Source organism: Azospirillum brasilense (assembly GCF_003349955.1).
GTDB classification, from domain to species: domain Bacteria; phylum Pseudomonadota; class Alphaproteobacteria; order Azospirillales; family Azospirillaceae; genus Azospirillum; species Azospirillum brasilense_B.
In genome coordinates, this window is record NZ_QLKQ01000014.1 from 15,270 (window position 1) to 42,178 (window position 26,909).

Consider the following 26,909-nt stretch of genomic DNA (forward strand, 5'->3'; position numbering starts at 1 on the left):
TACGCCCTGGCACAACGGCGCGGACCATGCGTTGAAAGACCCGACGACGCAGCGGAAGCGAGGCCGAGACGCCGATGATGAAGGATCCCAAACAGATCGCGCGGGTTGCCCTGCAATCGGCCCGCGTCAATGTCGAGGTCTACGAGGCCTGCGGCCTGATCGACACGCCGTCGGCCCACGGCCTGCGCTACAAGATCGCCGTGCAGGCCGGGGACGTGAACGGCGACGACTGCCGTTTCCCCTCCTGCGCCTGTCCCTGGCCGGACTGCTCCCGTCAGGCGGAGGCGGAAGCGGAGGGCGATCAGCCCAGCGGACCGACCGTCTCCACGTAACGCTCCATGGCGGCGACGCCCTCTTCGGTCAGTTCGATGAAGACGCGGCGGCCGTCCTTGTCGTCGGCGATGCGCCGGACCAGCCCGCGGTCGTGCAGGTCGCTGATGCGGCGCAGCGCCGTGGTCTGGGCGACGCCGGACGCGATGCACAGCGACGACACGGAAATCCGCCGCCCCTGGAGATGGTTGATCATCAGGTCCAGCAGCATGTCCCAGCAGGGGTCCTCGAACAGCCCCTTGGGAAAGAACTTCTCGCGGGCGGCGCGCTTGCGCCGGATCGCCGTCAGAATGCCCAGGCTGTCCGGCGCGCCGCCGTCCGCCGCCGGGTCGCAAACGGGCGGAGCCGCGGCCGCGATGACCGTGGGGGACGCCGCGGGCGCGGCGGCCGTGCGATGGGCGGCGACGAAGGGCATCATGCGGGCCGCCGCGGCTTCCCCGCGCAAGGCCCGCACCGTTTCGACCAGCGCCAGCCCGTGGCGGTAGGCCTGCTCCAGCGCGTCGTCGCGGCTGTCCATGGCCGCCGGGAATTCCGGAGCGGGCGATGCACCCGTCTCCTCACCGTCGAGGACACGGGCCAGCGCACGCTCGATCTGCGCCTCGTCCTCCGGGTCGGTCACCACGTCGGCCGCTTCCAGCCGCAGGGCGCGCACCACGTCGTCGGCCTCCGGATTGCGGGCGAAGAGGATGCAGGCAAGGCCGCGGTGGGTGCGGTGCAGCCGTTCCATCAGCGCCAGACCGTCGAACCAGGGCGACCCGCCGTCCACGAACACCACGCCGACGCTGCGGTCCACATCGAGCAGGCCCAGCGCGGAGATGACGTCCCGCGTGTCCTGAACCCGGTGGCCGAGCCGCAGGGCGCAATCGCGGATACCGGCGATGGCCGCGCTGTCGTTGCCGATGATCAAAATGGAAGGCGCCGCCGCCGAGTACGCCGGTGCCGAGTAGCCCGCCGCCGTTTGGCCGGCTGCCGTTTGACCGGCGGCCATGTGACCCGTCAGCGCGAGACGCTCCGCCGAACGCGAAACCAGGGACCGTTGCATGCCGCTCTCACCCGCATCAGATCGCGCGCCGGTTGACCGGCGGCGGTGTCAGGCCCGGCGCGGCGCCCCGATGCGGCGGAACGATCCGCCACCTCCAGGTACCCCGCTTGGAACCGTCAATCATTCGTTGGGTGATGTATAGCATTACCCCGTTCGAACGCGTATCAACGGCCGTTGATACTTTTCTGTCGGAGTAATGTGCGGTTTATTATTGCATATTAATCATTATCGTCAAGATTCGTCGGATTCCAGTGCATAGCCGACCCCACGGACGGTAACGATCGGCGAGGACGTGCCGTCGTCCAGCCGCATCTTGCGGCGCAGCCGGGTGATCAGCGTATCCACCGTATGCTCGCTGATGGAACGCGGGTCGCGGTTGCTGATCACGTCCAGAAGATATTCGCGGCTGACCGGGTTGGGCCGCATCGCCGCCAGCGCCGCCAGAATGTTGAACTCCCCCGTCGTCAAGGCGAGGTAGGAACCGTCGGGACGGAACAGCGCGCGGCGCACCAGATCCAGACGCCATCCCCGGAAGGTCAACGGCGCGTCGGGCGCCGGCCCCGCCGCCGCCTCCGCGGATGCGGGCGGAACGGCGGACGCCCCGGAGCGGCGCAGCAGGTTGCGGATGCGGATCAGCAGTTCGAGCAGATCGACCGGCTTGGTCACATAGTCGCCGCCGTGGGACAAACCGGCGATGCGGTCGGTCGGGCTGTCGCGCCCGGTCACGAAGATCAGCGGAACGGTCTCCCCCAGCCTCAGCCGCTCGGCCAGGGCCAGCCCGTCGCAATCCGGCAGATTGATGTCCAGCAGCACCAGGTCGGGCCGGTCCTGCGCGACGCGCGCGGTCAGTTCCGCCCCGTTCGCGGCCCGCAGCACCCGCAGCCCCTGATGCTCCAGGTAGGTCGCGATCAAATCCTGTGTTTCCGGGGAGTCCTCGACCACCAGCACGGTCCGCCCGACCAGCTCCGATCCGACGCTCATGATGCCCTGCCCACCGCTGCCGTCCCCGTTGCGACAACTCCGGTCGCGTCAACTCTCATCGCCGTCATGTCAGCCCCGCCTCCCCCTTTTCGATGGCGCGCAGGGCGGCGTGAAGCCGGTCCCGCAGCGCCGCCGCGTCCCCTTGCATGGAAGCGGTCCCCCCGCCCCCGCTTTCGACGGCCTGCGCCGTCCGCTCCAGTGCCCGCGCCGCGGCGCTCACCTCCGGAAAGCCATAGGTGCCGCCACTGCCCTTCATGCGGTGGGCCGCATCGACAACGCGCCGGGGCGGCGAGTCCGCGTCGTCGAGGACCGCCAGGACCTCTCGGCAGGCCTGGGCGAAGCGGTCCATCAGCCGGGTCCGATCGGCGCTGGACAGCCCGCCGGCAACCGGCCCCGCCGTGAACGGCGCCCGCTGGACCGTCACGGACGGAGCGGGCGCGCCGGAGCCCGACGGCGCGTGACGGGCGAGCGCGTCCTGGAGCGCGTCGGGGTCCACCGGCTTCGCCACCACCTCGTCCACGCCGGCGTCCAGATAGTCCGCGCGGTCCTCCGGAGAGCTGTTGGCGGTCACCGCGATCACCGGCACCAGCGCGCGCTCCGCATCCGGCAACGCGCGGATGCGCCGCGTCACCTCCACCCCGTCGATCCCCGGCAGCCGCATGTCGAGCAGGACGACGTCCACGGTCCTGGTCGCCAGCACCGCCAAGGCCGCCTCGCCGCTCTCCACATAGACGGCGCGATGGCCGCCCGGCGCCAGGTACTCGCGCAGGATGGCCTGGTTCTCCGGCGCGTCCTCCACCACCAGGATGTCCAGGCTTCCCGGAACGGGCATGGGAGCGGCGCGGTCCGGTGACGGATCGGCGACCGGCAACGGGCGGGTCGGCAGCGAGACCGTGAAGAGGGAGCCGCCACCCGGCCGCCCCTCCAGGCAGACCGTGCCGCCCATCAGCCGGACGAGCCCGTCGACGATGGCGAGCCCCAGCCCGGCGCCTTCGCGGCGGTTGCCTTCCAGCCGGCTTCCCTCCAAACGATGGAAGGGCTCGAAGATGATGGCCTGCGCCGCCCGCGGCACGCCGGGACCGCTGTCCGCCACGGTCAGGCACAGGACGACCGTCCCGCTGGCCGCGTCCGGTGGCGCATGGCTGGTGGTCAGCGTCACCTCCACCCCGCCGCGTTCGGTGAATTTCACGGCGTTGCTCAGCAGGTTCAGAACGATCTGGCGCAGGCGCAGTGGATCGATCCAAAAGCGCGCCACCCCCAGGCCGCTGACCGTCAGGGACAGGGCGAGCCCCTTTTCCTCGGCGCCCGCCCGCATCAGCGCCACGGCGTCCTCGACCAGCGCCACCACGTCGGTGGGCTGGGGATGAAGCTCCATCCGGCCCGCTTCCAGCCGCGACAGATCGAGAATGGTGTCGAGCATCGAGACGAGGTGCCGCCCCGCCCCGTCCGCGACGCGCAACCGCTCGTCCATCCGGTCGGTCGGCCCCTCGCGGCGGATCACCCGCACCATGCCGAGAATGGCGTTCAGCGGGGTCCGGACCTCGTGGCTGAGGTTGGCGAGGAAGCGTTCCAGCGTCGCGGACTTGTCCGACAGGGCGCGGGTGCGCTCGGCGATCTGGCGCTCCAGCCCCTCGTTGAGCGCGGCCAGCTCCTGGGACAGCCGGCGCTCGTTGAGGAAGGCCGTCTCCACCCGCCGCCCCAGCACCAGCGCGTGGCTGAACAGGAACAGCAGCGCGCCGTAGGGAACGAGGTCGATGCTCTCGAAGAAATGCGCGTACATCAGCGCGTCGTGCACCACCGACCCCAGGAAGGCCAGCGCGCCCGCCCCCAGCAGGAGCGCGCCGGAATGGCGGCGCAGGGCGGCCACGGCGAGGCGCCACGCGAAATACAGGGCCGACAGCACCAGCAGCAGGCTCGCCACGTCGCGCAGCCGGGTGAACTGCGCCGGCTCGGTCACCAGAACCAGGAACATGCCCGGCACCGCGACCGCCATCATGGCGCGCCCGACCCCGCGGTGCAGGCAACCGGGAAACAGCTCGCGCAACAGGTGGAAGTAGATCGGGTAGAACATGTAGATCGGCAGATATTCCAGCCGGTAGGCCCAGACCTCCGACACGCCGGGGAAGAAGACGCGCAGCAGTTCGCTGGTGCACATCAGCCGCATGGCGCAGGCGGCCAGCAGCATGACCAGGAACAGCGGGGCCGCCGAGAGGCGCCGGCGCAGGAAGGCGCCGATGAACAGCGCCATCAGCGACAGCGACATCAACGCCCCGGCGTTGGTCATCAACTGCCGCTGCCACAGACGCGACAGCCCGCCGTTGGCGTCGAGATAGATCGTGCGCCCGATTCCGCCCTCGAAATGGAAGTGGTTGGAGACCTCCACCGCCAACTCGATCACCCGCTGCCCGCCGTGCAACGTGACGAAGCGGGAAACGGAGGAGGACCGCTCCTGCGCGGCGGCCAGGGCCGGCACTCCGGCGCCGGCGACCGAGCGGCCGTCCACCCACACCCGCATGGCCGAATTGACCGGCGGCATCTTCAGCGTCAGCGGTGGCATTCCCGGCGGCAGCAGGATCTTCAGGCGGAAGGTGGCGGCGCCAAACCCGCCCATCTCCCGGCCGTCCGGGCGCTCCACCCCGTTCCAGATCGCCGGCAGGGTGAAAAGCGTCCAGAGCGACCCATCCGGCTCCGGCAGGGGATTCAGGCTTTCCTCCCCGGCCAGACGGTCCCAGGACACCAGCCATTCACCGTCCAGCGACACCGGCCCGTCGAGGTCGGCGTACCAGCCGCGCAGGTCGAGCACGCCGCGCTCCGCCTGCGGCAGGACCGTGGCCAGAGCCGGACCGCTGGCCAGAACGGTGCAAAGAAGAGCGAGAAGCAGAACCGCGCCCAGCCGTCGGGCGCCACAAGCAAAAATGGCGGTTACGGACGGCATGACGGCAGGCGGCAGAGGCACCGGGACACAGTTCCTTCGGCAGGCGCATGGCACAGGCCGCGGCCCGACCCGCAGGTCGAATGACGCCCAGCCGATCCCATCATGAGAGGTATCGCAAAACGGTCGTTGCGGAAATACCGATGCACCCAGGCATTTAAAGCCGAAACCCCATGAAACCGAAACCGGCCACGCTGCGAAGTATAATCGGCCATCGGCGCAACAACGACTCACAAATTCACAGCAAGCTTCATCAATCGTAAATCCTATAGAAAATGTGGTTTTAACCTCTCAATCGAGGATGAGGCCCATACTTGGCGCTGACCACCGAACGTGGCGATTTCAACAGCGTTCGCTAATGGGCAGAGCGCCCGGAACCGCCCGAACACAGGCGAACCTCTGGACGCTCCGACACAACGCACCCGATGGGTGATGACGCTGAACGCGGTCAGGCCATGGCCTTCATCTGCTTGTCCATGCGGGCCAGCACGGCCATCACCTCCTTGCAGCGGCTCTTCACATCCTCGTCGGTCTCCGGGATGCCGTCCTGGGAGGAGATGTTGCGCCAGTCCTTCAGGAAGGCCTTCAGCTCGGGCATCTTCGGCAACTGGGTGCCGACGCCGCGGATGTCCTCCTTCCACAGGTCCTGGTAATCGCCCACCGTCTTCGCCGTCTTCAGCTTCTTCGCCAGGGACAGCATGTATTTTTCCAGGATCTCCCGCCCCTTGGCGCGCACCTTGTCGGCCTTCTCGATGGCGTCCTTCATGCCCTCGTAGTCATCGACGATCTTGTCGCCGAGCGAGGACTGGTTGAAGGCGACGAAGAGCTGGTCGGCGGCCTTGGCGACCTTCTCCGCGTGGGCGGTGGAATCCTTCGGGATCAGCTTGTTCGCTTTGAACTTCTTCGCCGTCGCCTCGGCCAGATCGCGGAGCTTCTGGAGCTGGGTGCGCAGCGGCTCGACCGAGCGCTTGTACTCCGCCCGCGCCTCGTCCAGCAGCGAGTTGAGGTCGTCCAGCGTGGCGTTGCTGGGGGCGTTCACCGACACGCTCAGCGTCTTCCAATTGATGGCGCCGTGCGCCTTGTCCACCGCCTTCATCGCGTCGCCGATGCCGGTCTTGCCGGCGATCTTGGCGATGGCGCCCTTCTTCTTGTCCCAATCCTTCTGGGTCAGGATGTCCGGGATGTCGATCCGCTTCAGGGGACCACCCATGTCTCACCTCCTCCGCTTAACCAAGCATTCACCCTATCGGTCCGCATGGTAGGAGGCGGGCGCGCCCCTCGGAATCGGCGATTGCTCCTCTCCCGCCGCGACCGGAACCGAATGGGTCCAAAACGGCGGCTTCGCCCCCCGCCCCGCTTCAGCGACCGCCCACCAGCTGCACCACGCCCTTGCAGACGGTGGCGAACTCCTTGATGAGGTCGGTGATCTGGCGGGCGGTGTAGTCGGGCGGCACGCGCATCGGCGGCCCGTCGCCGCCCTGCCCGGCCCACGGGGCGAGCTTGCGACGGTAGAAGTCGGGATCGGCGCGCAGCCCGTCCAGCGCCTTCGCCGCGGCGAGCTGGGCGGCGAGATCGCGGGCCAGCGCCGGGAACAGCTCGTTGTAGGTGTCCGGCGTCGGCTTGGCGCGCACCTTGGCGACCCCGGCGGCGGCGCGGGCGAGCGCGCCGTTGATGTTGGCCTCCCATCGCTTCTGCGCCCGCTCCGACGAGGCGGCGTCCTTCTCGGCCTGGGCGGCCTGCGCCTTGAAGCGGTCGGCGTCCGCGCCGATGTCCGCCTCCAGTTCGGCGACCTCCTTGACAAGGGCCTTCATCGCCCGTTCGCAGACCGCCGCCGCAGCCTTGTCGCCACGGCTTGCCGTATCCTCGTCCAGGGCCTTGCCGAGCGTGGCCAGATAGGCTTTGCGCGCCTTCGCGGCGTCCTTCCCCACGGCGACGAGAGCCCTCACGGCCTCATCGCCGGCCGTGGCGGCGCGGTGGACGGCGTCGCCGGCCTTCAACGCCTTGACCAGCGCGGCGTCGCCGTTCAGCGCGGCGGCGACCGCCTTGGCGTCCTTAGGCCGGTGCTTCGCCGTGGCGGCCTCGAAGCGCTTGCGGGCCGCGGCCCAGCGCTGCTCGTAAGGGACATGCGCCATCGCCGCCCGTCCGTTCCGACGCTACGCGACGGTCGGCTGGAGGCGGTCCTCCAGGGAGCGGATGGCGGCCCAGTCGCGCTCGAACACGGCGCGGTCCGGATGCGCCAGATAGACCTTCGCCAGCACCTGAGTCAGATCGAGGGTCGGCACCACATCGTCCCCGACCCGCGGCACGAGGCCGTAGCCGCGCACGCTCGCCATCCCGTCGAGGACGGAAAGGTCCGGCAGCGCCGCCACCCGGCCCGACACCAGAACCGGCAGGTAAAGGACCATCGCGTCGGCCTGGAACCGGTAATGGCCGTCGAGCAGCGGCCCGACCGCCGCCGCCCCGTCGAAGGCGTCGACCAGCAGATCGACCTGATCGTGCCCGGTGCCCGCCGCGATGCCGGTGGTCGAGCCGGCCGGCCCCATGGCGCGCGCCGCGATCTCCACCAGCGCCGGTCCGCGCGCGGTCATCCGCACCTCGGCATGGCCGGCGCCGTCGGTGATCTCCAGCGCGTCGAGCACCCGGCGGATGTAGGCCATCAGCGCCTGCGCCACCGGCTCCTCCGGCGGCAGCAGACGGTAATAGTCGTAGACGAAGGGCGACCCGTTCAGCGCCCGCTTGGCCGACAGCAGGACGTCGCAGACATAGTGGCGCCCGCCGCGGCTGACCGTGTTGACGACGTATTCGAGCCCGTCGAGGTAGGTCTGCACCAGCACCCGCTCGTTGGCCGAACCGCAGAAGTCGCGGCTGCCCAGGATGGCGTCCACGGCGGCGCGGAGCTGCGCGGGGGTGTCGCAGAAATAGACATGGTCGGTGGAGGCGCTGGCCATCGGCTTCGCCACCACGGGCCAGCCCGCCTGTGCCGCCCACTCCACCGCCTCCGCGGCGCCGGTCGCCATGGTCTGGCGGGCGGTCAGCAGGCCGGCGGCGGCCAGCCGCTCGATCATCATGAACTTGTTGCGGCGCGCGGCGGTCAGCTTCGGGCTGTTGCCCGGCGTGCCGAGAAGGGCGCCCAGCGCGTCGGTCAGCTCCACCGCGGACTCGTTGCCCGGCAGGATGAAGGCCGGGGCCAGCGGGCGCAACGTCCTCGCCAGCGCGTCGAGGTCGCCGTCATGGAGGATGTGCGCCGCGAAGTCGTTGGGCTGATAGCTGCGCAGCAGCGACAGGGCGAGGTCCGGGCGGCTCTGCACCGCGACCACGTCGTAGCCCCGCGCGCGCAGGCGCGGCGCCAGAAGGATGCCGGTGGAATAGGGGTCGACGACGACCGCAATCTTGCGCAGGGCACTCACGGCGTGGCCTCCAGCTCGGCGTCCTGGGGTACGGCCTGCACCGGCTCCTGCGGGCGCGCGTAGGTGACCAGCGGCACGGGACCGTCCAGCTCCACCGACCGCCCGATCCAGCCGGCCTCGATCACCGCCCTCTGCTCGTCCAGCTCGGGCACCGCGAAAACGCGCTCGCTGCCCGGCACCCAGGCGGGCGGCGCCGCCCCCAGGTCGCGGTGCAGCAGGTAGCGCAGCCGGCCGCTGGCGTGCATGACCAGCACCCGGCGCACCAGGAAGCCGCCGGCCAGCAGGTTCGCCAAGCTGCGCGGGTTGGACAGGGCGACGCGCGAGAACAGGTGCGGGCGCCCGGCCCCGAGCGCGTGGAGCGTGCGCAGAGTCACCAGCAGCCGTTGCAGCCCGTTGCCGCGGAAGTCCGGATGGACCATGCAGCTCGCCATGTGGGCGGTGGCGGTGACGGCGGGGCGCGCGCCCGGCAGGTCGTCCACGAAGGCCGGCATGCCCGGCTGCGGCAGCCCCAGGATGGCGCAGCCGATCAGCCGCCCCTCGGCCTCCAGCCCCAGGGTCACGCCGCGCTCACCCAGATGCAGACCGGCGAACTCCGGCGTTTCGGGGAAATAGGCGTCGATGTCCGGCAACTGCCCGAAGATGTAGCCGCGGAACGCCTCCAGCGCCGGCAGGTCGGCGGGGCCGAGGAAGCGGATGCGGTAGGGAACGCAGACCGGCTCGCCGCGCCGGACGCGCAGCATGCCCGTGTGGACCGTCTGTTCGGGGGATAAGAGGACCGTCATGTCAGGCGTCCTGGACGATTTCGGCGATGTTGAGCAGGCGCATCGGCGGGTAGAGGTCCAGTTGCTTGGCCGCCCCGATGCGCAGCAGCAGGGAGAAGCGGTTCAGCGTCTCCACCGGAATGGTGTCGGCGGGCTTGGCTCCGGTCAGGATCTCCACCGCCTTCAGCCCGGCGAAGCGCCCGACGTTGACGGCCGGGCTGACCAGCCCCATCAGCAGGTTGGCCCGGCGGATTGGCAGCTCGGTGGAGCAGAAGGTGGCCAGCCGGTGGGCCAGCGCCTGCTCGGCCACCACCGCGTTGTTGTTGGAGGCGACCAGCGTGTCCGGCCCGATGTAGACCAGCTCCGCCCCGGCGCGCGCCGCGTCGGCGATCAGGTCGGGGATGGCGGCGGCGACCGGCGCGCCGGAGGCGTCGCGCGGCAGCGCCGCGTCGTGGATCTCCACCCCCTGGCGGGCGGCCTCCTCCTTCAGGTCGCGCACGGCGACGACCATGTTGTCCTCGGCCGGGTTGTAGACCGCGGCGATCTTCTTCCAGCGCCGGTAGGACAGCATGGTCTTCATCTGCACCGCGGCCGGCGCGATGTGCCTCGTGCCGGTGACCGCGCGCCCCGGACGGTCCAGCGCGCGCACGACCCGCGAGGCCACCGGGTCGGTGACCGAGGTGAAGACCACCGGCACGTCGGTCAGGAAGCGCGACGGGTCCGGATCGTCGTAGCGCCCGACCGCTCCCAGGGTCAGCGGCGTGAAGACCGTCACCACCAGATCGGGCTTGGAGGCCCGGATCTCCGGCAGCAGCGCCGGCATGGCGGAGGCCTGCGGCACCTCGCGCACCTCCACCGTGGCGGACAGGCCGCTCGACGCGATGAAGTCGCGCAGGCCCAGCACGTCGCCGACGTCCTTGCGCGGGGTCAGCACGACGATGCGCGCCGGCTTGGCGGCGGTGAAGGTCCGGGCCGCCGGACCGAAGGACGGCTGCGCGAAGGATGGTGCGGCCCCGGCCAGCAGAGTTCCGGCGCTCAGGGCGGCCGTCAGGACGGTGCGGCGGGACAGGCTCATGCGGGGGTCCTCTGCGGAAGGTCGGCGGCGGGCGGACGCGGGCGGAACAGGGTGCTCAGCAGAAGCTGCACGGCGACGCAGGCCGCCAGCACCGCGCCGATGCCCTTCAGCGCCCCGGCGTAGCCGTAATGGGCCAGGAACAGCCCGGCCAGGAAGGGAGCGATGACCGAACCCAGCCGCTCGATCAGGCGGAACATGCCGATCACCGTGGTCTCGCCCAGCGCCGCCCGCTCCTTGACGCAGACGTCGGCGAGCATGGCGAGCTGCGGCGCGCCAAGCATGGCATGCGCCACCCCCAGCAGGGCGACCCCGGCCAGCGCCGTGCCGAGCGAACCCGGCATCGACAGCACCCAGGCGGCTCCGGCGGCGACCAGCCCGCCCGCCACCAGGAAGCCGATGCGCTGGCCCGAGCGGTCCGACAGCTTCGCCGCCATCGGAGACACCACGATCATCAGCAGCCAGTAGAGCAGCAGCACGCGGCCGATCCAGGACTGGCTGACCCCCTGGTCGTCCAGCGCCAGCGGCAGCAGGAAGAACAGCAGCGCCGTCAGCCCCAGCTTCGCCGGAACCGCGCTGAAGACGGCCAGCCCGACGAAGCGCGGGTTGCGCAGGCACAGCACGGCGTCGGCCAGACGCAGGCCGCGGCTGGATTTCGCCTGGGCCGCGCGCACCCGCGGCAGCACCTGCCACGCCATGAAGGCGGCCAGCAGCGCCAGCCCGGCGGAGATCAGGAAGGTCGTGCGGAAGCCCACCTGCCCGGCGATCACGCCGCCGATGGCCGGGCCGCAGACGCCGGCGCTGAGGATGCCGCCGGCGTACATGGCGATGGCCTGGGCGCGCTGCTTGGGGTCGGTGGCGTCGATGACGAAGCCCTGCGCGGCGATGAAGACGCTGGCGTAGCCGACGGCGGTCAGGCAGCGCGCGACGATGAGCTGGATGAGGTCGGTGGCGAGGCCGGAGCCGACGAGGCCGACGAAGGACAGCAGCGCCCCGCCCAGGAACACGGCCCGCCGCCCGCGCCGTTCCGACACGCTGCCGGCGATCGGCTGGCTGACCGCCCAGAGCAGCATGAACAGCGCGATGGGCGCGCCGATGACCATCTCCATCGACAGGCCGGGCACCGGCTCGAACAGCTGCTTGATGTAGACGGACAGGAAGGTGCGGGTCAGCTCCTCCGCCAGGGAGAAGACGAAGATGGCGAAGCGCAGCTCGACCACCCGCTGCATCATACCGATCTTGGTCATCGCCTGCTCGGAGGCGGTCATGTCGGCCTTGTGCTGCACGCTGTCCAGCGCCCAGTCGACGGCGCGCGACAGCTCGCCCACCTCGTCGCGGTTGCGCAGGGCGACGCGCACGCCGAGATGCCCGTCGGCGGCCTGCTTCATCACCGCCGTCACCCGGCGCAGCGGTGCGGCGACGGAGGAGCCGACGACCAGCAGCAGGATCTCGATGTTGAGCAGGATGGCGACGATCAGCACGGAGCCGAGGTCGAACACCACCTCGTTCATGGCCGAGCGGACATAGCCGGAATCGACGCCGACATGCAGCCGCGCCGCCTCGTTGCCCTCCAGCGGCAGGACGGTGTCGAGGAATTGCGGGGACTCGCCCTCCGGCGGGGTGTCGGCGACGGTCAGGCGGCTGCCCGCCCGCGCCTCCTCGGTTCCCGAGAAGGCGTGGAGGCGCCCGTCGATCTCCAGCGCCAGATACTTGACGTCCGGGTTGGCGGCCAGCGCGTCGGACAACAGCTCGTCCACTCCGACCAGCTTGTCCAGCTCGAAGCCGAGCGCCACCGCGCGGTCGATCTGCGCCACCACATAGGACCCGACGACCTCGGCCTTGCGGGCCAGTTCCGGCTCGATCAGCGGGCGGAACAGCGTGTTGACGTGGTTGGTCTGGACGGCGAGGCTGACCAGCATCAGGACGGACACGACGCCCGTCAGCATCCAGTTCAGGCGGCGTATGAAGGACAGCTTCATGGCGCGACTCCCGCCGGGCGCGCGGCCTCCGCCGCCGGACCGGCGGGCTGGGGAGGGTCCTCCTCCGCACCGTGCTGCTGCTGTTCCAGGATGCGGTCGGCGAAATCCTTCAGGCCGGGGGCGAAGGCCGCCAGCTCCGGGGTCAGCTTGGGCGGCTCGCCCATGCCCAGCATGTTGATGCTGACGGTCATCTCGCGCAGCCGCCGCTGGATCGGACGCAGCAGCAGCCAGACCGCGACCATGGTGATCAACAGCCCGGTCAGCAGATTGATGCCGCCGGACAGCAGCAGGTCGGGAATGGTGCCGCGGATGCCCGCCTGCACCTCGCCCAGCGAATAGGTCAGGGCGACGCCGCCGGCCACGCCGCCGAAGGCGTTGCGGATGCCGAGCAGAAGCGCCTGGCTGTCGCCGTCGGCGACGGCCGCCACCCGGTCGGACTTGCCGTCGCGGGCGAAGGCCGCCTTCCAGCCGGCGGGGATCGCGCCCACCGGGCCACCGTGCCCCGCCCCCCGGCCCGCCGCCGCCAGCACCTCGCCCGTGTCGGTGAACAGGACCAGACCGGTGATCCGGTCGTCCCGCACCATCGCGCGCTGGATCAGCGCGTCGAGATTGCGCAGGGCGGTGATGGACACGCCGAGGCTGACCGCGCCCTCGACCTCCCCGGCCAGCCCGCGCAGGGCGACGGTGAAGCGGGACGCCACGGTGTCCTCCACCATGCGCTCCATCTTCAGATAGGAGAGCGCGGCGGTGGAGAGCAGCGCGAAACAGAGCGCCACCTGCAGCAGCAAAATGATCTTGGTCGTCAGGGTCAGGCGCATGGGTCCGGTGCCGGCAAGGGGTGCGGCCACCTTACGCGCATCGCGTGCGCCGCCGTTTCCAAGACGGGTCCAGTCTGGAGAAGACCCCGGCGACATGGCTCCGCTCCGGCCCGACCCCGCCGGACGCGCACACCCACCCACCGCATCGCAACCGGGAAGGGCATTCCACTGGGATTTACTTATCAAATCAAGAACAGTCGGCGACACAAGTCCGTCGAATTATGCCGTTTCGCCTAATCCATCGAATTTTTGCGGAATTTTGCGACATTTATCGATCGCTCTGTTTTGGACCATGATTGCATCCATGATGGTTTGCTTTGCGTGGTAATCCTTATGCACAGCATTCCATGCACCCAACGGGGGAAGGGCTTCGATGCGGATCGAGTTGGAGCGACCCTTGGCGTGGCCGGTGCGCCCGGTTCAGACCAGCGCCGGCCTTCATGTTTCGGCGACGTCCATTCTGATCGCCTGCGCCGACCGCGCGCTGGGAATCGGCATGCACGACGCCTTCGAACGCAACGGCCACCGCATCCACGTGACCCACGACCCCATCGCGGCGCTCGACACGCTGGAAGCGGACGGCAGCATCGGCATCGTGGCGGTCGAGTTGGCCCTGCCCCATTTCGACGGGCTGGCTCTGGTCGAGCGGATGCGCAAGAGCGTGCAGCGGCATCTCCAGGTCATCGTCGTAGCACCCGACGCCACGGCGGCGGACGTCGTCCGCGCCATGCATCTGCGCGCGGCGGACTTCGTCAGCGATCCGCAGGACGGCAGCCAGCTTCACGGCGCGCTCGCCCGCGCCCTGGCCGCCCATCAGGCGGCGGCGCCGCTGCCCGCCCCGCCTGCGCACGCCGGCAACGGCGCGTTGCATGGCGCGCTGGAGGACGCCTACCGCCACGGCCTCGCCCTCATCGAAGCGGTGAAGGCGCTGCGGGAGAACCAGCCTGAGGCGGCCGCGCCGGCAAGGGTCACCGCGCAGGCCGCTCCGCCCCCGCCCCCTGCCGCGGCGGGGGAAAACCGGCGGCTGGCGGTTTTGAGGACGCTCCAGCAATCCCGCGTCGCCCGCGACAAGTATTTTCCGAAGGGGCTGTTCGAGGACCCCTGCTGGGACATGCTGCTCGATCTGATGGCCAACCACCTGCGCGGGCGGCGGATTTCCGTGTCGTCGCTGTGCATGGCCTCCGGCGTGGCCCAGACCACGGCGCTGCGGCGGATCACCGAACTGCACGATCGCGGTCTGGTGCGCCGGATCGCCGACGAGAAGGACGGCCGCCGCGTCTTCATCGAACTGACCGAACAGGGGATCGTCGCCCTGTCCGACTATGTCGAGCACATCCAGGACCTGACCTGACCGGGCCGGGCCGGCGCGAATTGGCCCGGTCCGGCGGGTTTCCCGTCCAGACTGCTTCAACCGGGACCCGTCCCGGATCGACAGCACGCCCCGAAAGCGGCCAACATCGCGGTAAGGAACGCCCTGCGCGCAGGACGGCGGAGACCCGATGGCCGACCAGAAACTGAAGGATGTGATCGTCGTCGCGACCCCGACCGAGGGGATCGGCCCGACATCCTCCCTGCCCACGCGCCCGGCGTCGCCCAGCGAGGAGCCGGACCGCCAGCGCATGGCCGAACGGCTGCGCGCCCAGGGTTGGAGCTACCGCCGCATCGCGGAGGAGTTGCAAGTCTCCTACATCCTGGTGTCGCGCTGGCTGGGGGGTGACGGCGCCACCTCCGGCGGTCCGCGCACGCCGCCGACCGCCGTCGCTCCCTCCCCGCCGGCCCCCGGCGGGACGCGGACGGCCAAGGCGACCAAGGCCGCGAAGGCGGCGGCCAGCGCGGCCGCGCCCAGCGCCGACGAGGATGTTCTGGCGCTCCAGTTCCGCGCCTTCGAGCAGTATGTGCGCGAGGTGATCGACGGCATGGAGACGCGGCACGAGTCGCTTCTCCAACGCCAGGAGGAGCTGATCCAGGCGCTCGACACGGAGCGCGCCGCCGCCCGTGCGCGGGAAGAGGAGTTGCTCGCCACCCTCGACCAGGAGCGCCAGCGCTGGAGCGAGGCCGAGGACCGCTTCCGCGAGGAGCTTGAACGCTTCAAGACGGAGATGCGCCGCGGCCAGAGTGCGGCGAGCGCGGTCGCCGTTGCCACTGCGGCACTCGGCGGTGGCGACGAGGAGGAGGAGGAGTCCTCGGATTTCTCCGCTTTCAGTTTCGACGACGATGACGACGAGACCAAGGACGACGATGCGGGCGGCGATGACGCCAACGCCTTCAACTTCGATGATGACGAGGATGAGGACGGCAGCGATCCCTTCAGCTTCGACACCGACGACGCGGAGGAGACGGCCGAAGACGAAACAACCGACTCGGCCGACAGCGCTGACGACGACGGTGACGATCCCTTCAGTTTCGACGATGACGAAACGGAGGAAACGGCCGAGGACGCTCCCGCCAAGACGGATGCGGAACCGGACGAGGACCCGTTCTCCTTCGACAGCGACGACGAGCCGGACGAGCCCAAGGCCGAAGCCGAGCCGGCCGGAACCGCAAAGGCTGACGCCGAGGACGATCCCTTCTCCTTCGGCGACGAGCCGGAGCCCGAACCGGAGCCGGAGCCCGAACCGGAGGCCCCGCCGAAGAAGAAGGGACTCTTTGGCTTCTGGCGCAAATGACGACCGCGCGGGAGCCCTGAGACACCGGCCGCCGCACACGTTTGCGTGTTGATCGCGCCGCGCGGACGGTTGTATGAATGGCGCCATGATGCAACCGCACCGAACCCTGTCCGCCACCGAGCGGTTCGACTGGCTCCGACTCATTCGAACCGAGAATGTCGGGCCCATCACCTTTCACCGCCTGCTGGAGCGGTTCGGCAGCGCCGGCGCCGCGCTGGAGGCGCTGCCCGACCTCGCCAAACGCGGCGGGCGGACCAAGCCGCTGCGCATCGCGCCGAAGGCGGACATCGACCGCGAACTGGCCGCCAACGACCGCATCGGCGCCCGCCTGCTCTGCTCCTGCGAGCCCGACTATCCCGAGCCGATGGCGGCGCTGGACGACGCGCCCCCGGTGGTGTCGGTCCTCGGCCACCCGCATTTGCTGCAACGGCGCGCGGTGGCGCTGGTCGGGGCGCGCAACGCCTCGATGAACGGCAAGAAATTCGCCGAACGGCTGGCGCGGCAACTGGGGGAGGCCGGGCTGCTGGTCGTCTCCGGGCTGGCGCGCGGGATCGACACGGCGGCCCACGCCGGGGCGCTCGGCAGCGGAACCGCGGCGGTGGTGGCGGGCGGTGCCGACGTCGTCTACCCGCCGGAGAACGAGACTCTCTACCGCGACATAGTGCAGCAGGGTGTGATCCTGGCGGAAAGCCCGGTCGGCACCACGCCGCAAGCCCGCCATTTCCCGCGCCGCAACCGCCTGATCTCCGGCCTGTCGCTGGGGGTTCTGGTGGTGGAGGCGGCGCTGCGCTCCGGCTCTCTCATCACCGCGCGCATGGCGCTGGAACAGGGGCGGGAGGTGATGGCCGTTCCCGGCTCGCCGCTCGATCCGCGTTGCCAGGGCACCAACAATCTGCTGCGTCAGGGGGCGGCCTTGGTGGAGGGTGTGGACGACGTGCTGCGGGCGCTGGACAACCTGTCGCCACCGACCCTGCGGGAGCGCCAGGGCGACCTGTTCGCCCAATCCCGGCCCGCCGTTCCGTCCGACGCGGATCTTGAAACGGCGCGCGCCGTCATCCTGGAAAACCTCGGCCATACACCGGTTGCCATTGACGAACTCGTCCGCGGGTGCCAATTGTCCGCTCCGGTGGTGTTGACCGTGGTGCTGGAACTTGAGCTTGCGGGCCGTGTCCAGCGCCAGCCGGGGAACCAGGTGAACCTGATCTGATCCCGATCCGCACCGCCAGCGTTTGGTAAAGGCACTTTCAGGGGCGCGGACTCTTGCCGGGCAGCAACGTCGTCATCGTCGAATCGCCGGCCAAGGCGAAAACGATCAACAAATACCTTGGCTCGGACTACACCGTGGTGGCCAGCTTCGGCCATGTGCGCGACCTTCCGGCGCGCGACGGATCGGTGCGTCCGGACGAGGACTTCGCCATGGACTGGGAGCTGGGCGACCGCTCCAAGCGCCACATCGACGAGATCGCCAAGGCGGTCAAAGGGGCCGAGCGCGTCTATCTCGCCACCGACCCGGATCGCGAAGGGGAAGCCATCGCCTGGCATTTGTCGGAGCTGCTGCGCGAAAAGCGGCTGATCGACGACTCCAAGGTCCAGCGCATCACCTTCAACGAGATCACCAAGAGCGCCGTCCAGGCCGCGCTGGAGGCCCCGCGCGACGTCTCGCGGGAGCTGGTGGACGCCTATCTGGCGCGCCGCGCCCTCGACTATCTGGTCGGCTTCACCCTGTCGCCGGTGCTGTGGCGCAAGCTGCCGGGCTCGCGCTCGGCGGGCCGCGTTCAGTCGGTGGCGCTGCGCCTGATCTGCGAGCGCGAGTCGGAGATCGAGGTCTTCAAGCCGCAGGAATACTGGACCATCGAGGTGGGCTTCGCCACGCCGGGCGGCGCCTCCTTCACGGCCCAGCTCACCCAGCTCGACGGCAAGCGGCTCGACAAGTTCGCCCTGCCCGCCCGCGAGGCGGCGGAGGCCGCGGTGGCGCGCATCAGCCCGCAGTCCTTCTCGGTCGCGACGGTGGAGCGCAAGCAGAGCCGCCGCAACCCCTCCCCGCCCTTCACCACCTCGACCCTGCAACAGGAGGCCTCGCGCAAGCTGGGCTTCGGCGCCACCCGCACCATGCGCACCGCGCAGCGGCTCTATGAGGGCGTGGACATCGGCGGCGAGACGGTCGGCCTCATCACCTACATGCGAACCGACGGCGTCAGCCTGTCGCAGGAGGCCATCGAGGGCGCCCGCAACCTGATCGGCTCCCATTGGGGCGAGCGCTACGTGCCGGCGCAGCCGCGCGTCTACAAGACCGCCGCCAAGAACGCCCAGGAAGCCCACGAGGCCATCCGCCCGACCGACCTGTTCCGCCGCCCCGAGGAGGTCTCCTCCTACCTGGAAGGCGACGAGCTGCGGCTGTACGAGCTGATCTGGAAGCGCACGCTGGCCAGCCAGATGGAAAGCGCGGTGCTGGATCAGGTGGCGGTGGACATCGCCTCGCCGTCCAAGGACGTCGTGCTGCGCGCCACCGGCTCGGTCGTCGTGTTCGACGGCTTCCTCAAGGTCTATCAGGAGGACCGCGACGACGGCGCCGCCGACGACGACCAGGAGCGCCGCCTGCCCGCCATGGAGCAGGGCGACGCCCTCGCCCGCGGCGACATCAGCCCGGAACAGCATTTCACCCAGCCGCCGCCCCGCTACACCGAGGCCAGCCTGGTCAAGAAGCTGGAAGAGCTGGGCATCGGCCGCCCGTCCACCTACGCCTCCATTCTCCAGGTGCTCCAGGACCGCAACTACGTGCGGCTGGACAAGCGGCGCTTCATCCCGGAGGACCGCGGCCGTCTGGTCACCGCCTTCCTGAAGAACTTCTTCAACCGCTACGTCGAGTACAACTTCACGGCGGACCTGGAGAACAAGCTCGACGAGATTTCGGACGGGCGGATCGACTGGAAGACCGTGCTGCGCGACTTCTGGCGCGCCTTCCACGTCGCGGTGGACGGGACCAAGGATCTGACGATCACCCAGGTGCTGACCACGCTGGACGAGGAGCTGGGGCCGCACTTCTTCCCGACCAACACCGACAACGGCACGCCGGGCCACGACCCGCGCGTCTGCCCGGTGTGCAGCCAGGGCCGGCTGGGGCTGAAGCTCGGCAAGATGGGCGCCTTCATCGGCTGCTCGCGCTACCCGGACTGCCGCTACACCCGCCCGCTCGCCGTTGCCAACGACGAGAACGGCGAGGCGCAGGAAGGCCCGCGCGAGCTGGGCAACGATCCCGAAACCGGCCTGCCGGTGACCGTGCGGCGCGGTCCCTACGGCGCCTACATCCAGCTCGGTCCGCCCCCGGTGGCCGCCGCCCCGGCCGAGGCGGTGGTCGAGGAAGCCCCCGTCGACGGCAAGAAGACCAAGGGCAAGAAGAAGGTCAAGGTCGAGGCTCCGAAACCCAAGCGCGTCTCGCTGCCCAAGGGCATGGCCGCCGCCGACGTTGATCTCGACACGGCGCTGAAGCTGCTCGCCCTGCCGCGCAGCATCGGCAACCACCCGGAGACGGGCGAGGACATCAGCGCCGGCATCGGCCGCTTCGGCCCCTACCTGAAGCACGGCAGCGTCTACAAGTCGCTGACGCCCGACGACGACGTGCTGACCATCGGCATCAACCGCGCGGTCGATCTGCTGGCCGGCGCCGCCAAGAAGGCGTCGGCCCCGGCCAAGACGCTGGGCGACCACCCGAAGACCGGCAAGCCGGTGACCACCGGGTCCGGCCGCTTCGGTCCCTACGTCAAGCACGGCTCCGTCTACGCCTCCATCCCCAAGGGCACGGAAGCGGACAGCGTGACGCTGGAGCAGGCGCTGGAGCTTCTGGAGGCCAAGGCCGCCAAGGACGCCGCCAAGAAGGGCAAGGCTCCGAAGGACGCCGAACCGGCGGCGGCCAACGGTGCCGAGGCGCCCGCCAAGGCCGAGAAGGCGACCAAGGCCAAGGCGAGCGCTACCAAGAAGGAGCCGGCGAAGAAGGACGCGGCGAAGAAGGCCGCTCCGAAAAAGGCGGCCGCCAAGAAGGAAGACGCGGGGGACGAGGAAAAGCCTGCCGCCCGCAAGCGGGCGTGACGCCTCACTTCATAAACATCGACAACGCTGTCTTAACCCTCTCCCCTCCGGGGAGAGGGTGGCCCGCAGGGCCGGTGAGGGGGTTGCGCGTGTCACTACGTTCGGCACAAGCGCATCCCCCTCACCCTAACCCTCTCCCCGGAGGGGAGAGGGGAAAAAACGCGCTCTTCACCCCCTACCGCACCCAACGCATGACGCCGCCCTCGAACGGTGTCCAAGCGCCCACGGTCACTCCGGCGGCGCGCAGGGCCTTGCCGGTCCATTCGTTGCAGGTCGCGACCGGGCTGTAATGGCCGACCGCCTCGTAGAAGAGGTCGGTCACGCCGTAGCCGCTGCCCGGCAGGGGCATCACCCTCCCCGCTCCGTCCCGGCGGAAGCTGTCGCGCACGAAGGCCGCCAGGGCATGGTACTGTTCCTCGCCCAGCACCAGCGCGCCGCAATCCGGGCTCCTCGCCGGGCTGTGCAACGCGTAGACATGCATCACCGACGGCCCGCGGCCGAATAGGGCGGACAGGGCCGTGGCGAACCGCAGGTCCGACCATTGGCGGGTTTCCAGATAAAAGGCGCGGTCGCCCCATCCGAAGGAGCGATGGCTCGCCCGGGGACCGGCGCCGGGAAAATCGCCGTCCGGCAGGTCGATGGTCCAGTCCACGGTGTCCGTGACGGCGGGAAGCACCAGATCGGTGTGGATGCCGTTGGTGCAGACAAAGACCTCCGCGCCCTCCCGCGCCGCCGGCCGCCCCTCCACCGCGAGACGGGAAAGCACCGCAGAGGCCAGCAGGTAGGCTCCGGCCGCAATCGCCGGAATGGCCAACGCCAACGCCACCCCGTTCCGTACCACCCTCATGGATGCGCTCCCGCCACGCCCGGCACGGTTCTGGCGCGCCTTTGTGGCGGAGCCATGGCGCGGCGGTTGGATTCGCCGCGCCCAGGGCTTACTTAAGCGGTCCACTCTCCACGGCACGGATTCCCTTGACCGACACCTCCCGCCGCTCCGGCAGCTTTCCCGATAAGGACACGGTCCTCTCCTTCATCCGCGACAGCGCGACTCCGGTCGGCAAGCGCGAGATCGCGCGCGCCTTCAAGCTGTCGGGCAGCGACGACCGCGAACGGCTGAAGGCGTTGCTGAAGGAGTTGGAGGCCGACGGCGCCGTGGAACGCGGGCGCAACAAACGCGTCGCCCCGCCGCAGTCGCTGCCGGAGGTCGCCGTGCTGGAGGTGACCGGTGCCGACGCGGACGGCGAGGTCACCGCCCGCCCGGTCACCTGGACCGGCGAGGGCAACCCGCCGCGCATCTTCTTGATGCCGGAGCGGAAGGGCCACCCGACGCTGGGGACCGGCGACCGGGTGCTGGCGAAGCTCAGCCGCGTCAACGACCGGCTCTACGAGGCCCGCACCATCCGTCGGCTGGACGGCACGGTGGGGCGCGTTCTCGGCGTCTATTACCCGGCGGCGGACGGTGGACGGATCGTCCCCACCGACAAGCGCAACAAGACCGAACTGCTGGTCCTCCCGGCCAACCGCAACGACGCCGAGCCGGGCGAGCTGGTCCTGGCCGACCTGCTGCCGGCCTCCCGGATGGGCTTGCCGCAGGCCCGCGTCGCGGAGCGGCTGGGCCACACGGCGGAGCCGCGCGCCGTCAGCCTGATCGCCGTCCACACCCACGGGCTGCCCACCGACTTCCCGCCCGCCGCCCTGCGCGAAGCGTCGCACGCCGCCGTGCCCTCCCTGACCGGACGGACCGACCTGCGCGAGTTGCCGCTGGTGACCATCGACGGCGCCGACGCCCGCGATTTCGACGACGCGGTGTGGGCGGAGCCGGACCCCGACCCGGCGAACGACGGCGGCTGGCATCTGGTGGTCGCCATCGCCGACGTGGCCTTCTACGTGCGCCCCAACTCGGCGCTGGACCGGGCGGCCTACGAGCGCGGCAACTCCGTCTATTTCCCCGACCGCGTCGTGCCGATGCTGCCGGAGGCGCTGTCCAACGACCTCTGCTCGCTCCGCCCCCATGAGGACCGCGCCTGCGTCGCGGCGCATTTGTGGATCGACCGCCACGGCGCGCTGCTGCGGCACCGCTTCGTGCGCGGTCTGATGCGCTCCGCCGCGCGCCTGACCTACGAGCAGGTGCAGGCGGCCCGCGACGGGGCGCCGGACGAGGCGACGGCGCCGCTGCTGGACGCCGTCATCGCGCCGCTCTACGGCGCCTACGCCCGCCTGTGGGCGGCCCGGCAGCGCCGCGGCACGCTGGAACTCGACCTGCCGGAACGGCGCGTCCGGCTGGACGGGCGCGGGCGGGTGGCGGAGATCGCGCCGCGCGAGCGCCTCGACAGCCACCGGCTGATCGAGGAGTTCATGATCTGCGCCAACGTCGCGGCGGCCGACAGCCTGGAGCGGGCCGGCATGCCCGGCCTGTTCCGCGTGCACGACCAGCCGTCGCTCGCCAAGCAGGAGGCGCTGCGCGAGTTCCTGACCGGCATTGGCTACACGCTGCCGCGGGTGCCCCGGCTGTCCCCGGCCCATTTCACCGCAATTCTCGACCGCGCCGCCGGAACGGCGGAGTCGCAGCTGGTCAGCGAAGTCATCCTGCGCAGCCAGTCGCAGGCCGAATACAGCCCGGAGAACATCGGCCATTTCGGCCTGTCGCTGGACCGCTACGCCCACTTCACCTCGCCGATCCGCCGCTACGCCGACCTGATCGTCCATCGCGCGCTGATCCGCGCGCACGGGCTGGGGCCGGGCGGGCTGGACGACGCGGCCATGGCCGGGCTGGCCGACATCGGCGAGCACATTTCGATGACCGAGCGCCGCGCCGCCACCGCCGAGCGCGACGCCATCGACCGTTTCACCGCCGCCTTCCTGGCCGACCGCGTGGGCGCCCTGTTCACCGGACGGATTTCCGGAGTCACCCGCTTCGGCCTGTTCATCCGGCTCGACGAGAACGGGGCCGACGGGCTGATCCCCGCCAGCACCCTGCCCGACGACCAGTACGAGCATGACGAGCGCGCCCACGCCCTGGTCGGCCAGCGCACCGGCCGCAGCTACCGGCTGGGCGCCGCGGTGACGGTGGTGCTGATGGAGGCCGACCCGCTGACCGGCAGCACCCTGTTCGCCCTGCCCCGCGCCGAAGACGATTCGACCGGACGGTTGATTGGTGGGACCGATCATCCGTTGCAATCCGGCCACCCCGATCGCCCCACGGGAAACGCCCGTTTCGCGGGCCGTGCAACCCAGAAGCAACGGAAGCGTGGCCGCTGAGTCACAGTGGTGGACATTCCACGACAAAGAGTCTTGCCCCCGACTTTTGTCCCGCCAGCCCTCATTTCTGAAGTGCTATTCCTTATCCGTTCGAATCCGGCGGGCAACCGTCCGGGTCCGCCTGTGGGAAAGGAGGCCGCGTACGGCGCGCCATGGGCATACGGAAACGAGGATTTTCGCCGCGCGGGCGTCTGTCGGTCCCGCTCGCGGCCGCCATGCTCGCGGTTGGCCTCGGAAGCCTCGGCGAGACGCTGCCCCGTCCGGCCGCAGCCGCGACCGAGGCCGCCTTCGTCAGCGAGCAGGTCTTCGCCGTCGCGTACGGCAAGATCGCCGAAGTGTATCTCCAACAGGTTGATTTCGGCCGCCTTGGGCTGGACGGGCTGAAGGGTCTCGCGACCATCGACCCGACCGCCCGCGCCGAACGCCAGGGCAACACCGTACGCCTGTACGTCTCCGGAAGCGTGATCGGGGAATACGCCGCCCCCTCCCTGTCCGACGCCGCCGGCTGGGCCGCCCTGACCACCAAGGCGGTGGAGCGCGCCCGCCTCTATTCCCCCACCCTCTACCAGGCGGTGCCGGAGCGGGTCTATCAGGTGGTCCTCGATTCCGTGATGACGGATCTGGACGGCTATTCCCGCTACACCGGCACCCAGCGCGCCACCAGCGAGCGCGCCCAGCGCGAGGGGTACGGCGGGATCGGCCTGTCGCTGGAGACGGCGAACGGGCGCACCCTGATCCGCAACGTGCTGCCGCGCAGCCCGGCCGACCGTGCCGGAATCCGCGGCGGTGACCAGCTTCTGGCGATCGACGGCGACCTGACCGCGCGCCTGAGCGAGTCGGACATGCGCGACCGGCTGCGCGGCCCAACCGGGACCATGGTCCTGCTGACCGTGGCGCGCGACAACAACCCGCCGCGCCGCGCCCCCCTCCGGCGCGAGCGCGTGGTTCCCAACACCGTGAACGCCAGCGTGTCCGAGCAGGTCGGGGTGCTCAAGGTGGACCGCTTCAACGCCGCCACCGCCTCCAACCTGCGCGACGCCGTGCTGTCGACGCGGCAGAGCGTGGGCAAGGGCCTGCGGGGCTTCGTGCTCGACCTGCGCGGCAACCCCGGCGGCCTGCTCGACCAGGCGGTCGCGGTGGCCGACCTGTTCATCGCCCAGGGCAAGATCATCACGACCGAGGGCCGCCACCCCGACAGCCGCCAGCGCTTCGAGGCCAGCCCCGACGACATCGCCGAAGGCTTGCCGCTGGTCGTTCTGGTCGACGGACGGTCCGCCTCCTCCGCCGAGGTGGTGGCGGCGGCGCTCCAGGACTCGGGGCGCGCGGTTGTGGTCGGCGCCTCCTCCTACGGCAAGGGCAGCGTCCAGACGGTGACCCGCCTGCCCAACGACGGCGAGCTGTTCCTGACCTGGAGCCGAATCTACACGCCCGCGGGCTACACCCTGCACCGCCAGGGCGTTCAGCCGACGGTCTGCACCAGCCGCGCCGGCCAGGACGATCCCGTCGCCCTGCTGTCCGACCTGCGCGACGGCCGGGCCCGCCCGATGACCCAGTTCGCCGGCTGGCGCGCCCGCGCCGCCGACGACGAGGAGGCGCTGGCCCGCCTGCGCGAGGCCTGCCCGTGGAAGGAGCATGAACCGGAACTGGACGTGAAGGTGGCGCTGCGCCTTCTCGCCGAACCGGCGCTCTACCAGCGCGCGGTCGCCCTGTCCTCCACCAACACGGTGGCCGAGCGCTGAGCCTTTTTCCGCCCCGATTTGCGGGCGGAAAAAGGACTCGGATCGGCCCTTCCGGCCAGTTTACAAAGGCTTGACATCGCGGCTGTAGCGGGTATCTTCCCCCGCTACGACGCCGCCCCGCCGGGCTGGCGGGTCACGGATTTTTAGTCGGGATTGAGATCATGGCGAAGCAGAACACCGTCCTCATCAAGCTGGTGAGCACGGCCGACACCGGCTTCTTCTACGTGAAGAAGAAGAACCCGAAGAAGACCACCGAGAAGCTGTCGTTCCGCAAGTACGACCCGGTGGCTCGCAAGCACGTCGAGTTCAAGGAAGCCAAGATCAAGTAAGGTTTCCCCGGGACCACCGGAATCGAAAAGGCCGCCTTTCGGCGGCCTTTTGCTTGTCCGGAGGGGCTCAAGCTTCCGTCAGGAGCCCACCGATCACCCAGCGCCCGTCAGGGGGCCAGCAGGGCGTCGGCGCGGGGATCGGCGATGGTGCGGTTGCGCCCGGCGCGCTTGGCCTCGTAGAGCGCGTCGTCGGCCCGGCGGATCAGCCCTTCGGCGGTATCGCCCAGCCGGCCGCCGACCGTGACGCCGATGGACACGGTGACCGGGATCTCACCCACGTCGGCGGTCACCTTGAACAGGGTGTCGGCGATGCGGGTGCGCAGCCGCTCCGCCACCGTCAGCGCCGCATCGACATCGGTGTCCGGCAGGATCACCACGAACTCCTCGCCGCCGAGCCGCGCCACCAGATCGAAGGTGCGCAGGTTGCGGCTGGCCCGGCCGGACACCTCCTTCAGCACCTCGTCGCCCACGGTGTGGCCGTAGCTGTCGTTGACGACCTTGAAGTGGTCGATGTCGAACAGCAGGATCGCCACCGGCTTGTGGTTGTCGATCGCCCGTTCCAACAGCCGCGGCAGATGGGCGTTGATGTAGCGGCGGTTGAAGACGCCCGTCAGGCTGTCGGTCAGCGCCATGGACAGGCTCTGCTCGTAGTTCGCGCGCAGCCGCTCCTGGTAGCGCTTGCGCCGAATCTGCGTGCGGGCGCGGGCCAGCAGTTCGTTCCGGTCGATCGGCTTGATGACGTAATCGTTGGCGCCCAGTTCCAGCCCTTTGGCGACGCGGTTGAGGTCGCCCTCATCCACCACCAGCAGGATCGGCACCTGCCGCGTGCGCTCGTGCGAGCGCAGTTGGGAACACAGGCGCAGTCCATCCTCGTTCATCAGGGTCAGGCTGATCACCACGAGATCCAGATCGTCGCCCAGCGCGCGCTCCAGCGCCGTGGCGCAGGTGTCGGCGGACATGACGTGGCCATGGTCGCGCTGCAGCGTCTCGGCGATCTTGGCCAGATCGAGCCGCGAGTCCTCCAGAACCAGGATGCGGGCCCCCTCATAGGACTCGCTGTGCAGCGTGCCGGTCGGCTCCAGAACCCCGAACTGGCCGGAGGTGGTCTCGCGCAGCCGCCATTCGTCCATCATCATCTTCAGGCGGACGAGCGACCGCACCCGCGCGAACAGGGCGATGTCGTTGACCGGCTTGGTCAGGAAGTCGTCGGCCCCGGCCTCCAGACCACGAACGCGGTCGGCGCCGTCGGACAGGGCGGTGACCATCACCACCGGAATGTGCATGGTCGCGGGGTCGGAGCGGATCTTCTCGCACACCTCGAACCCGTCCATGCCCGGCATCATGACGTCCAGCAGAACGATGTCCGGAGACTCGCGCCGGATCACCTCCAGCGCCTCGGGACCATTGCTGGCGGTGATGACGTTGAAATACTCGCGCGTCAGCTTCGCCGCGAGCAGCTTCACGTTCGGAAGGACATCATCGACGACGAGGACGCGAGCGGACATGGAACGT

At 69.9% G+C, this 26,909-nt stretch carries 20 protein-coding genes; 8 read left to right on the forward strand and 12 right to left on the reverse strand.

All coding sequences use genetic code 11. The features are described 5' to 3' along the window. Positions 1-74 precede the first annotated feature (74 nt). Entirely contained in the window at positions 75-332 is a 258-nt protein-coding gene (locus DXK32_RS08600; protein ID WP_114858124.1) for a hypothetical protein, read from the forward strand. Here DXK32_RS08600 and DXK32_RS08605 read toward each other — a convergent pair. The 10 genes from DXK32_RS08605 to DXK32_RS08655 all read right to left on the reverse strand — a co-directional run bounded on the left by DXK32_RS08605 (position 302) and on the right by DXK32_RS08655 (position 13,352). Continuing rightward, positions 302-1,372, reverse strand: a complete 1,071-nt coding sequence (locus tag DXK32_RS08605; protein WP_114858125.1) for a response regulator — start codon at positions 1,370-1,372, stop codon at positions 302-304. The two genes, DXK32_RS08600 and DXK32_RS08605, sit on opposite strands and share 31 nt — an antisense overlap. 231 nt (positions 1,373-1,603) lie before the next feature. Beyond that, the gene (locus tag DXK32_RS08610; protein WP_114858126.1) at positions 1,604-2,353 is read right to left on the reverse strand and encodes a response regulator transcription factor; all 750 of its coding nucleotides are present in this window, start codon (positions 2,351-2,353) and stop codon (positions 1,604-1,606) included. Positions 2,354-2,417: 64 nt separating this feature from the next. Then, on the reverse strand, positions 2,418-5,309 hold the full coding sequence (locus tag DXK32_RS08615; protein WP_114858127.1) for a response regulator: 2,892 nt from the start codon (positions 5,307-5,309) through the stop codon (positions 2,418-2,420). Positions 5,310-5,733: 424 nt separating this feature from the next. Continuing rightward, a complete protein-coding gene (locus DXK32_RS08625) occupies positions 5,734-6,495 on the reverse strand; it encodes a hypothetical protein (RefSeq protein WP_114858129.1) in 762 nt (253 codons plus the stop codon). Positions 6,496-6,643: 148 nt separating this feature from the next. Beyond that, entirely contained in the window at positions 6,644-7,417 is a 774-nt protein-coding gene (locus DXK32_RS08630; RefSeq protein ID WP_114858130.1) for a hypothetical protein, read from the reverse strand. 21 nt (positions 7,418-7,438) lie between these two features. Next, on the reverse strand, positions 7,439-8,692 hold the full coding sequence (locus DXK32_RS08635) for an ATP-grasp domain-containing protein (RefSeq protein WP_247877049.1): 1,254 nt from the start codon (positions 8,690-8,692) through the stop codon (positions 7,439-7,441). Continuing rightward, positions 8,689-9,474, reverse strand: a complete 786-nt coding sequence (locus DXK32_RS08640; protein ID WP_114858131.1) for a GNAT family N-acetyltransferase — start codon at positions 9,472-9,474, stop codon at positions 8,689-8,691. The genes DXK32_RS08635 and DXK32_RS08640 overlap by 4 nt, the downstream gene beginning before the upstream one ends. Before the next feature lies 1 nt (position 9,475). Continuing rightward, positions 9,476-10,528: an ABC transporter substrate binding protein gene (locus DXK32_RS08645; RefSeq protein WP_114858132.1), complete on the reverse strand. Its 1,053-nt coding sequence runs from the start codon at positions 10,526-10,528 to the stop codon at positions 9,476-9,478. Then, on the reverse strand, positions 10,525-12,504 hold the full coding sequence (locus DXK32_RS08650; protein WP_114858133.1) for an MFS transporter: 1,980 nt from the start codon (positions 12,502-12,504) through the stop codon (positions 10,525-10,527). Before DXK32_RS08650 ends, DXK32_RS08645 begins: the two co-directional genes overlap by 4 nt. Then, the gene (locus tag DXK32_RS08655; protein ID WP_247877050.1) at positions 12,501-13,352 is read right to left on the reverse strand and encodes a hypothetical protein; all 852 of its coding nucleotides are present in this window, start codon (positions 13,350-13,352) and stop codon (positions 12,501-12,503) included. Before DXK32_RS08655 ends, DXK32_RS08650 begins: the two co-directional genes overlap by 4 nt. 343 nt (positions 13,353-13,695) lie before the next feature. Here DXK32_RS08655 and DXK32_RS08660 point away from each other — a divergent pair, with 343 nt between their 5' ends. The 4 genes from DXK32_RS08660 to topA all read left to right on the forward strand — a co-directional run bounded on the left by DXK32_RS08660 (position 13,696) and on the right by topA (position 20,071). Beyond that, positions 13,696-14,673 carry a response regulator transcription factor gene (locus DXK32_RS08660; protein ID WP_114858135.1) on the forward strand — a complete coding sequence of 326 codons (978 nt, stop codon included), beginning with the start codon at positions 13,696-13,698 and terminating at the stop codon, positions 14,671-14,673. A gap of 148 nt (positions 14,674-14,821) precedes the next feature. Next, positions 14,822-15,988, forward strand: a complete 1,167-nt coding sequence (locus tag DXK32_RS08665) for a helix-turn-helix domain-containing protein (RefSeq protein ID WP_114858136.1) — start codon at positions 14,822-14,824, stop codon at positions 15,986-15,988. A gap of 85 nt (positions 15,989-16,073) precedes the next feature. Then, on the forward strand, positions 16,074-17,195 hold the full coding sequence (dprA, locus tag DXK32_RS08670; RefSeq protein ID WP_114858187.1) for a DNA-processing protein DprA: 1,122 nt from the start codon (positions 16,074-16,076) through the stop codon (positions 17,193-17,195). 53 nt (positions 17,196-17,248) lie between these two features. Beyond that, positions 17,249-20,071 (forward strand): type I DNA topoisomerase, encoded by a 2,823-nt coding sequence (topA, locus tag DXK32_RS08675; protein WP_114858137.1) that lies wholly within the window; start codon positions 17,249-17,251, stop codon positions 20,069-20,071. 175 nt (positions 20,072-20,246) lie between these two features. Here the strand turns inward: topA and DXK32_RS08680 are convergent, their stop codons facing one another. Then, entirely contained in the window at positions 20,247-20,918 is a 672-nt protein-coding gene (locus tag DXK32_RS08680) for a TIGR02117 family protein (protein WP_114858138.1), read from the reverse strand. Positions 20,919-21,043: 125 nt separating this feature from the next. Between DXK32_RS08680 and rnr the strand changes: the two genes are divergently transcribed. From rnr to rpmG, 3 genes are all read left to right on the forward strand, one after another. Next, positions 21,044-23,329 (forward strand): ribonuclease R, encoded by a 2,286-nt coding sequence (gene rnr / locus DXK32_RS08685; RefSeq protein WP_114858139.1) that lies wholly within the window; start codon positions 21,044-21,046, stop codon positions 23,327-23,329. A gap of 215 nt (positions 23,330-23,544) precedes the next feature. Continuing rightward, entirely contained in the window at positions 23,545-25,068 is a 1,524-nt protein-coding gene (locus DXK32_RS08690; protein WP_114858188.1) for a S41 family peptidase, read from the forward strand. Positions 25,069-25,229: 161 nt separating this feature from the next. Beyond that, positions 25,230-25,397, forward strand: coding sequence for a 50S ribosomal protein L33 (rpmG, locus tag DXK32_RS08695; RefSeq protein WP_012974790.1), 168 nt, complete (start codon positions 25,230-25,232; stop codon positions 25,395-25,397). 107 nt (positions 25,398-25,504) lie between these two features. Here rpmG and DXK32_RS08700 read toward each other — a convergent pair whose 3' ends face one another. Next, entirely contained in the window at positions 25,505-26,902 is a 1,398-nt protein-coding gene (locus DXK32_RS08700; RefSeq protein ID WP_114858140.1) for a PleD family two-component system response regulator, read from the reverse strand. Between the last annotated feature and the right edge of the window lie 7 nt (positions 26,903-26,909).

Excerpts from the sequence above, each read along its gene's own strand:
- DXK32_RS08600 (WP_114858124.1), top strand. The coding sequence starts at position 75 with ATGATGAAGGATCCCAAACAGATCGCGCGGGTTGCCCTGCAATCGGCC.
- DXK32_RS08605 (WP_114858125.1), bottom strand. The coding sequence starts at position 1,372 with ATGCAACGGTCCCTGGTTTCGCGTTCGGCGGAGCGTCTCGCGCTGACG.
- DXK32_RS08610 (WP_114858126.1), bottom strand. The coding sequence starts at position 2,353 with ATGAGCGTCGGATCGGAGCTGGTCGGGCGGACCGTGCTGGTGGTCGAG.
- DXK32_RS08625 (WP_114858129.1), bottom strand. The coding sequence starts at position 6,495 with ATGGGTGGTCCCCTGAAGCGGATCGACATCCCGGACATCCTGACCCAG.
- DXK32_RS08630 (WP_114858130.1), bottom strand. The coding sequence starts at position 7,417 with ATGGCGCATGTCCCTTACGAGCAGCGCTGGGCCGCGGCCCGCAAGCGC.
- DXK32_RS08640 (WP_114858131.1), bottom strand. The coding sequence starts at position 9,474 with ATGACGGTCCTCTTATCCCCCGAACAGACGGTCCACACGGGCATGCTG.
- DXK32_RS08645 (WP_114858132.1), bottom strand. The coding sequence starts at position 10,528 with ATGAGCCTGTCCCGCCGCACCGTCCTGACGGCCGCCCTGAGCGCCGGA.
- DXK32_RS08650 (WP_114858133.1), bottom strand. The coding sequence starts at position 12,504 with ATGAAGCTGTCCTTCATACGCCGCCTGAACTGGATGCTGACGGGCGTC.
- DXK32_RS08660 (WP_114858135.1), top strand. The coding sequence starts at position 13,696 with ATGCGGATCGAGTTGGAGCGACCCTTGGCGTGGCCGGTGCGCCCGGTT.
- DXK32_RS08665 (WP_114858136.1), top strand. The coding sequence starts at position 14,822 with ATGGCCGACCAGAAACTGAAGGATGTGATCGTCGTCGCGACCCCGACC.
- dprA (WP_114858187.1), top strand. The coding sequence starts at position 16,074 with ATGATGCAACCGCACCGAACCCTGTCCGCCACCGAGCGGTTCGACTGG.
- DXK32_RS08680 (WP_114858138.1), bottom strand. The coding sequence starts at position 20,918 with ATGAGGGTGGTACGGAACGGGGTGGCGTTGGCGTTGGCCATTCCGGCG.
- DXK32_RS08690 (WP_114858188.1), top strand. The coding sequence starts at position 23,545 with ATGCTCGCGGTTGGCCTCGGAAGCCTCGGCGAGACGCTGCCCCGTCCG.
- rpmG (WP_012974790.1), top strand. The coding sequence starts at position 25,230 with ATGGCGAAGCAGAACACCGTCCTCATCAAGCTGGTGAGCACGGCCGAC.
- DXK32_RS08700 (WP_114858140.1), bottom strand. The coding sequence starts at position 26,902 with ATGTCCGCTCGCGTCCTCGTCGTCGATGATGTCCTTCCGAACGTGAAG.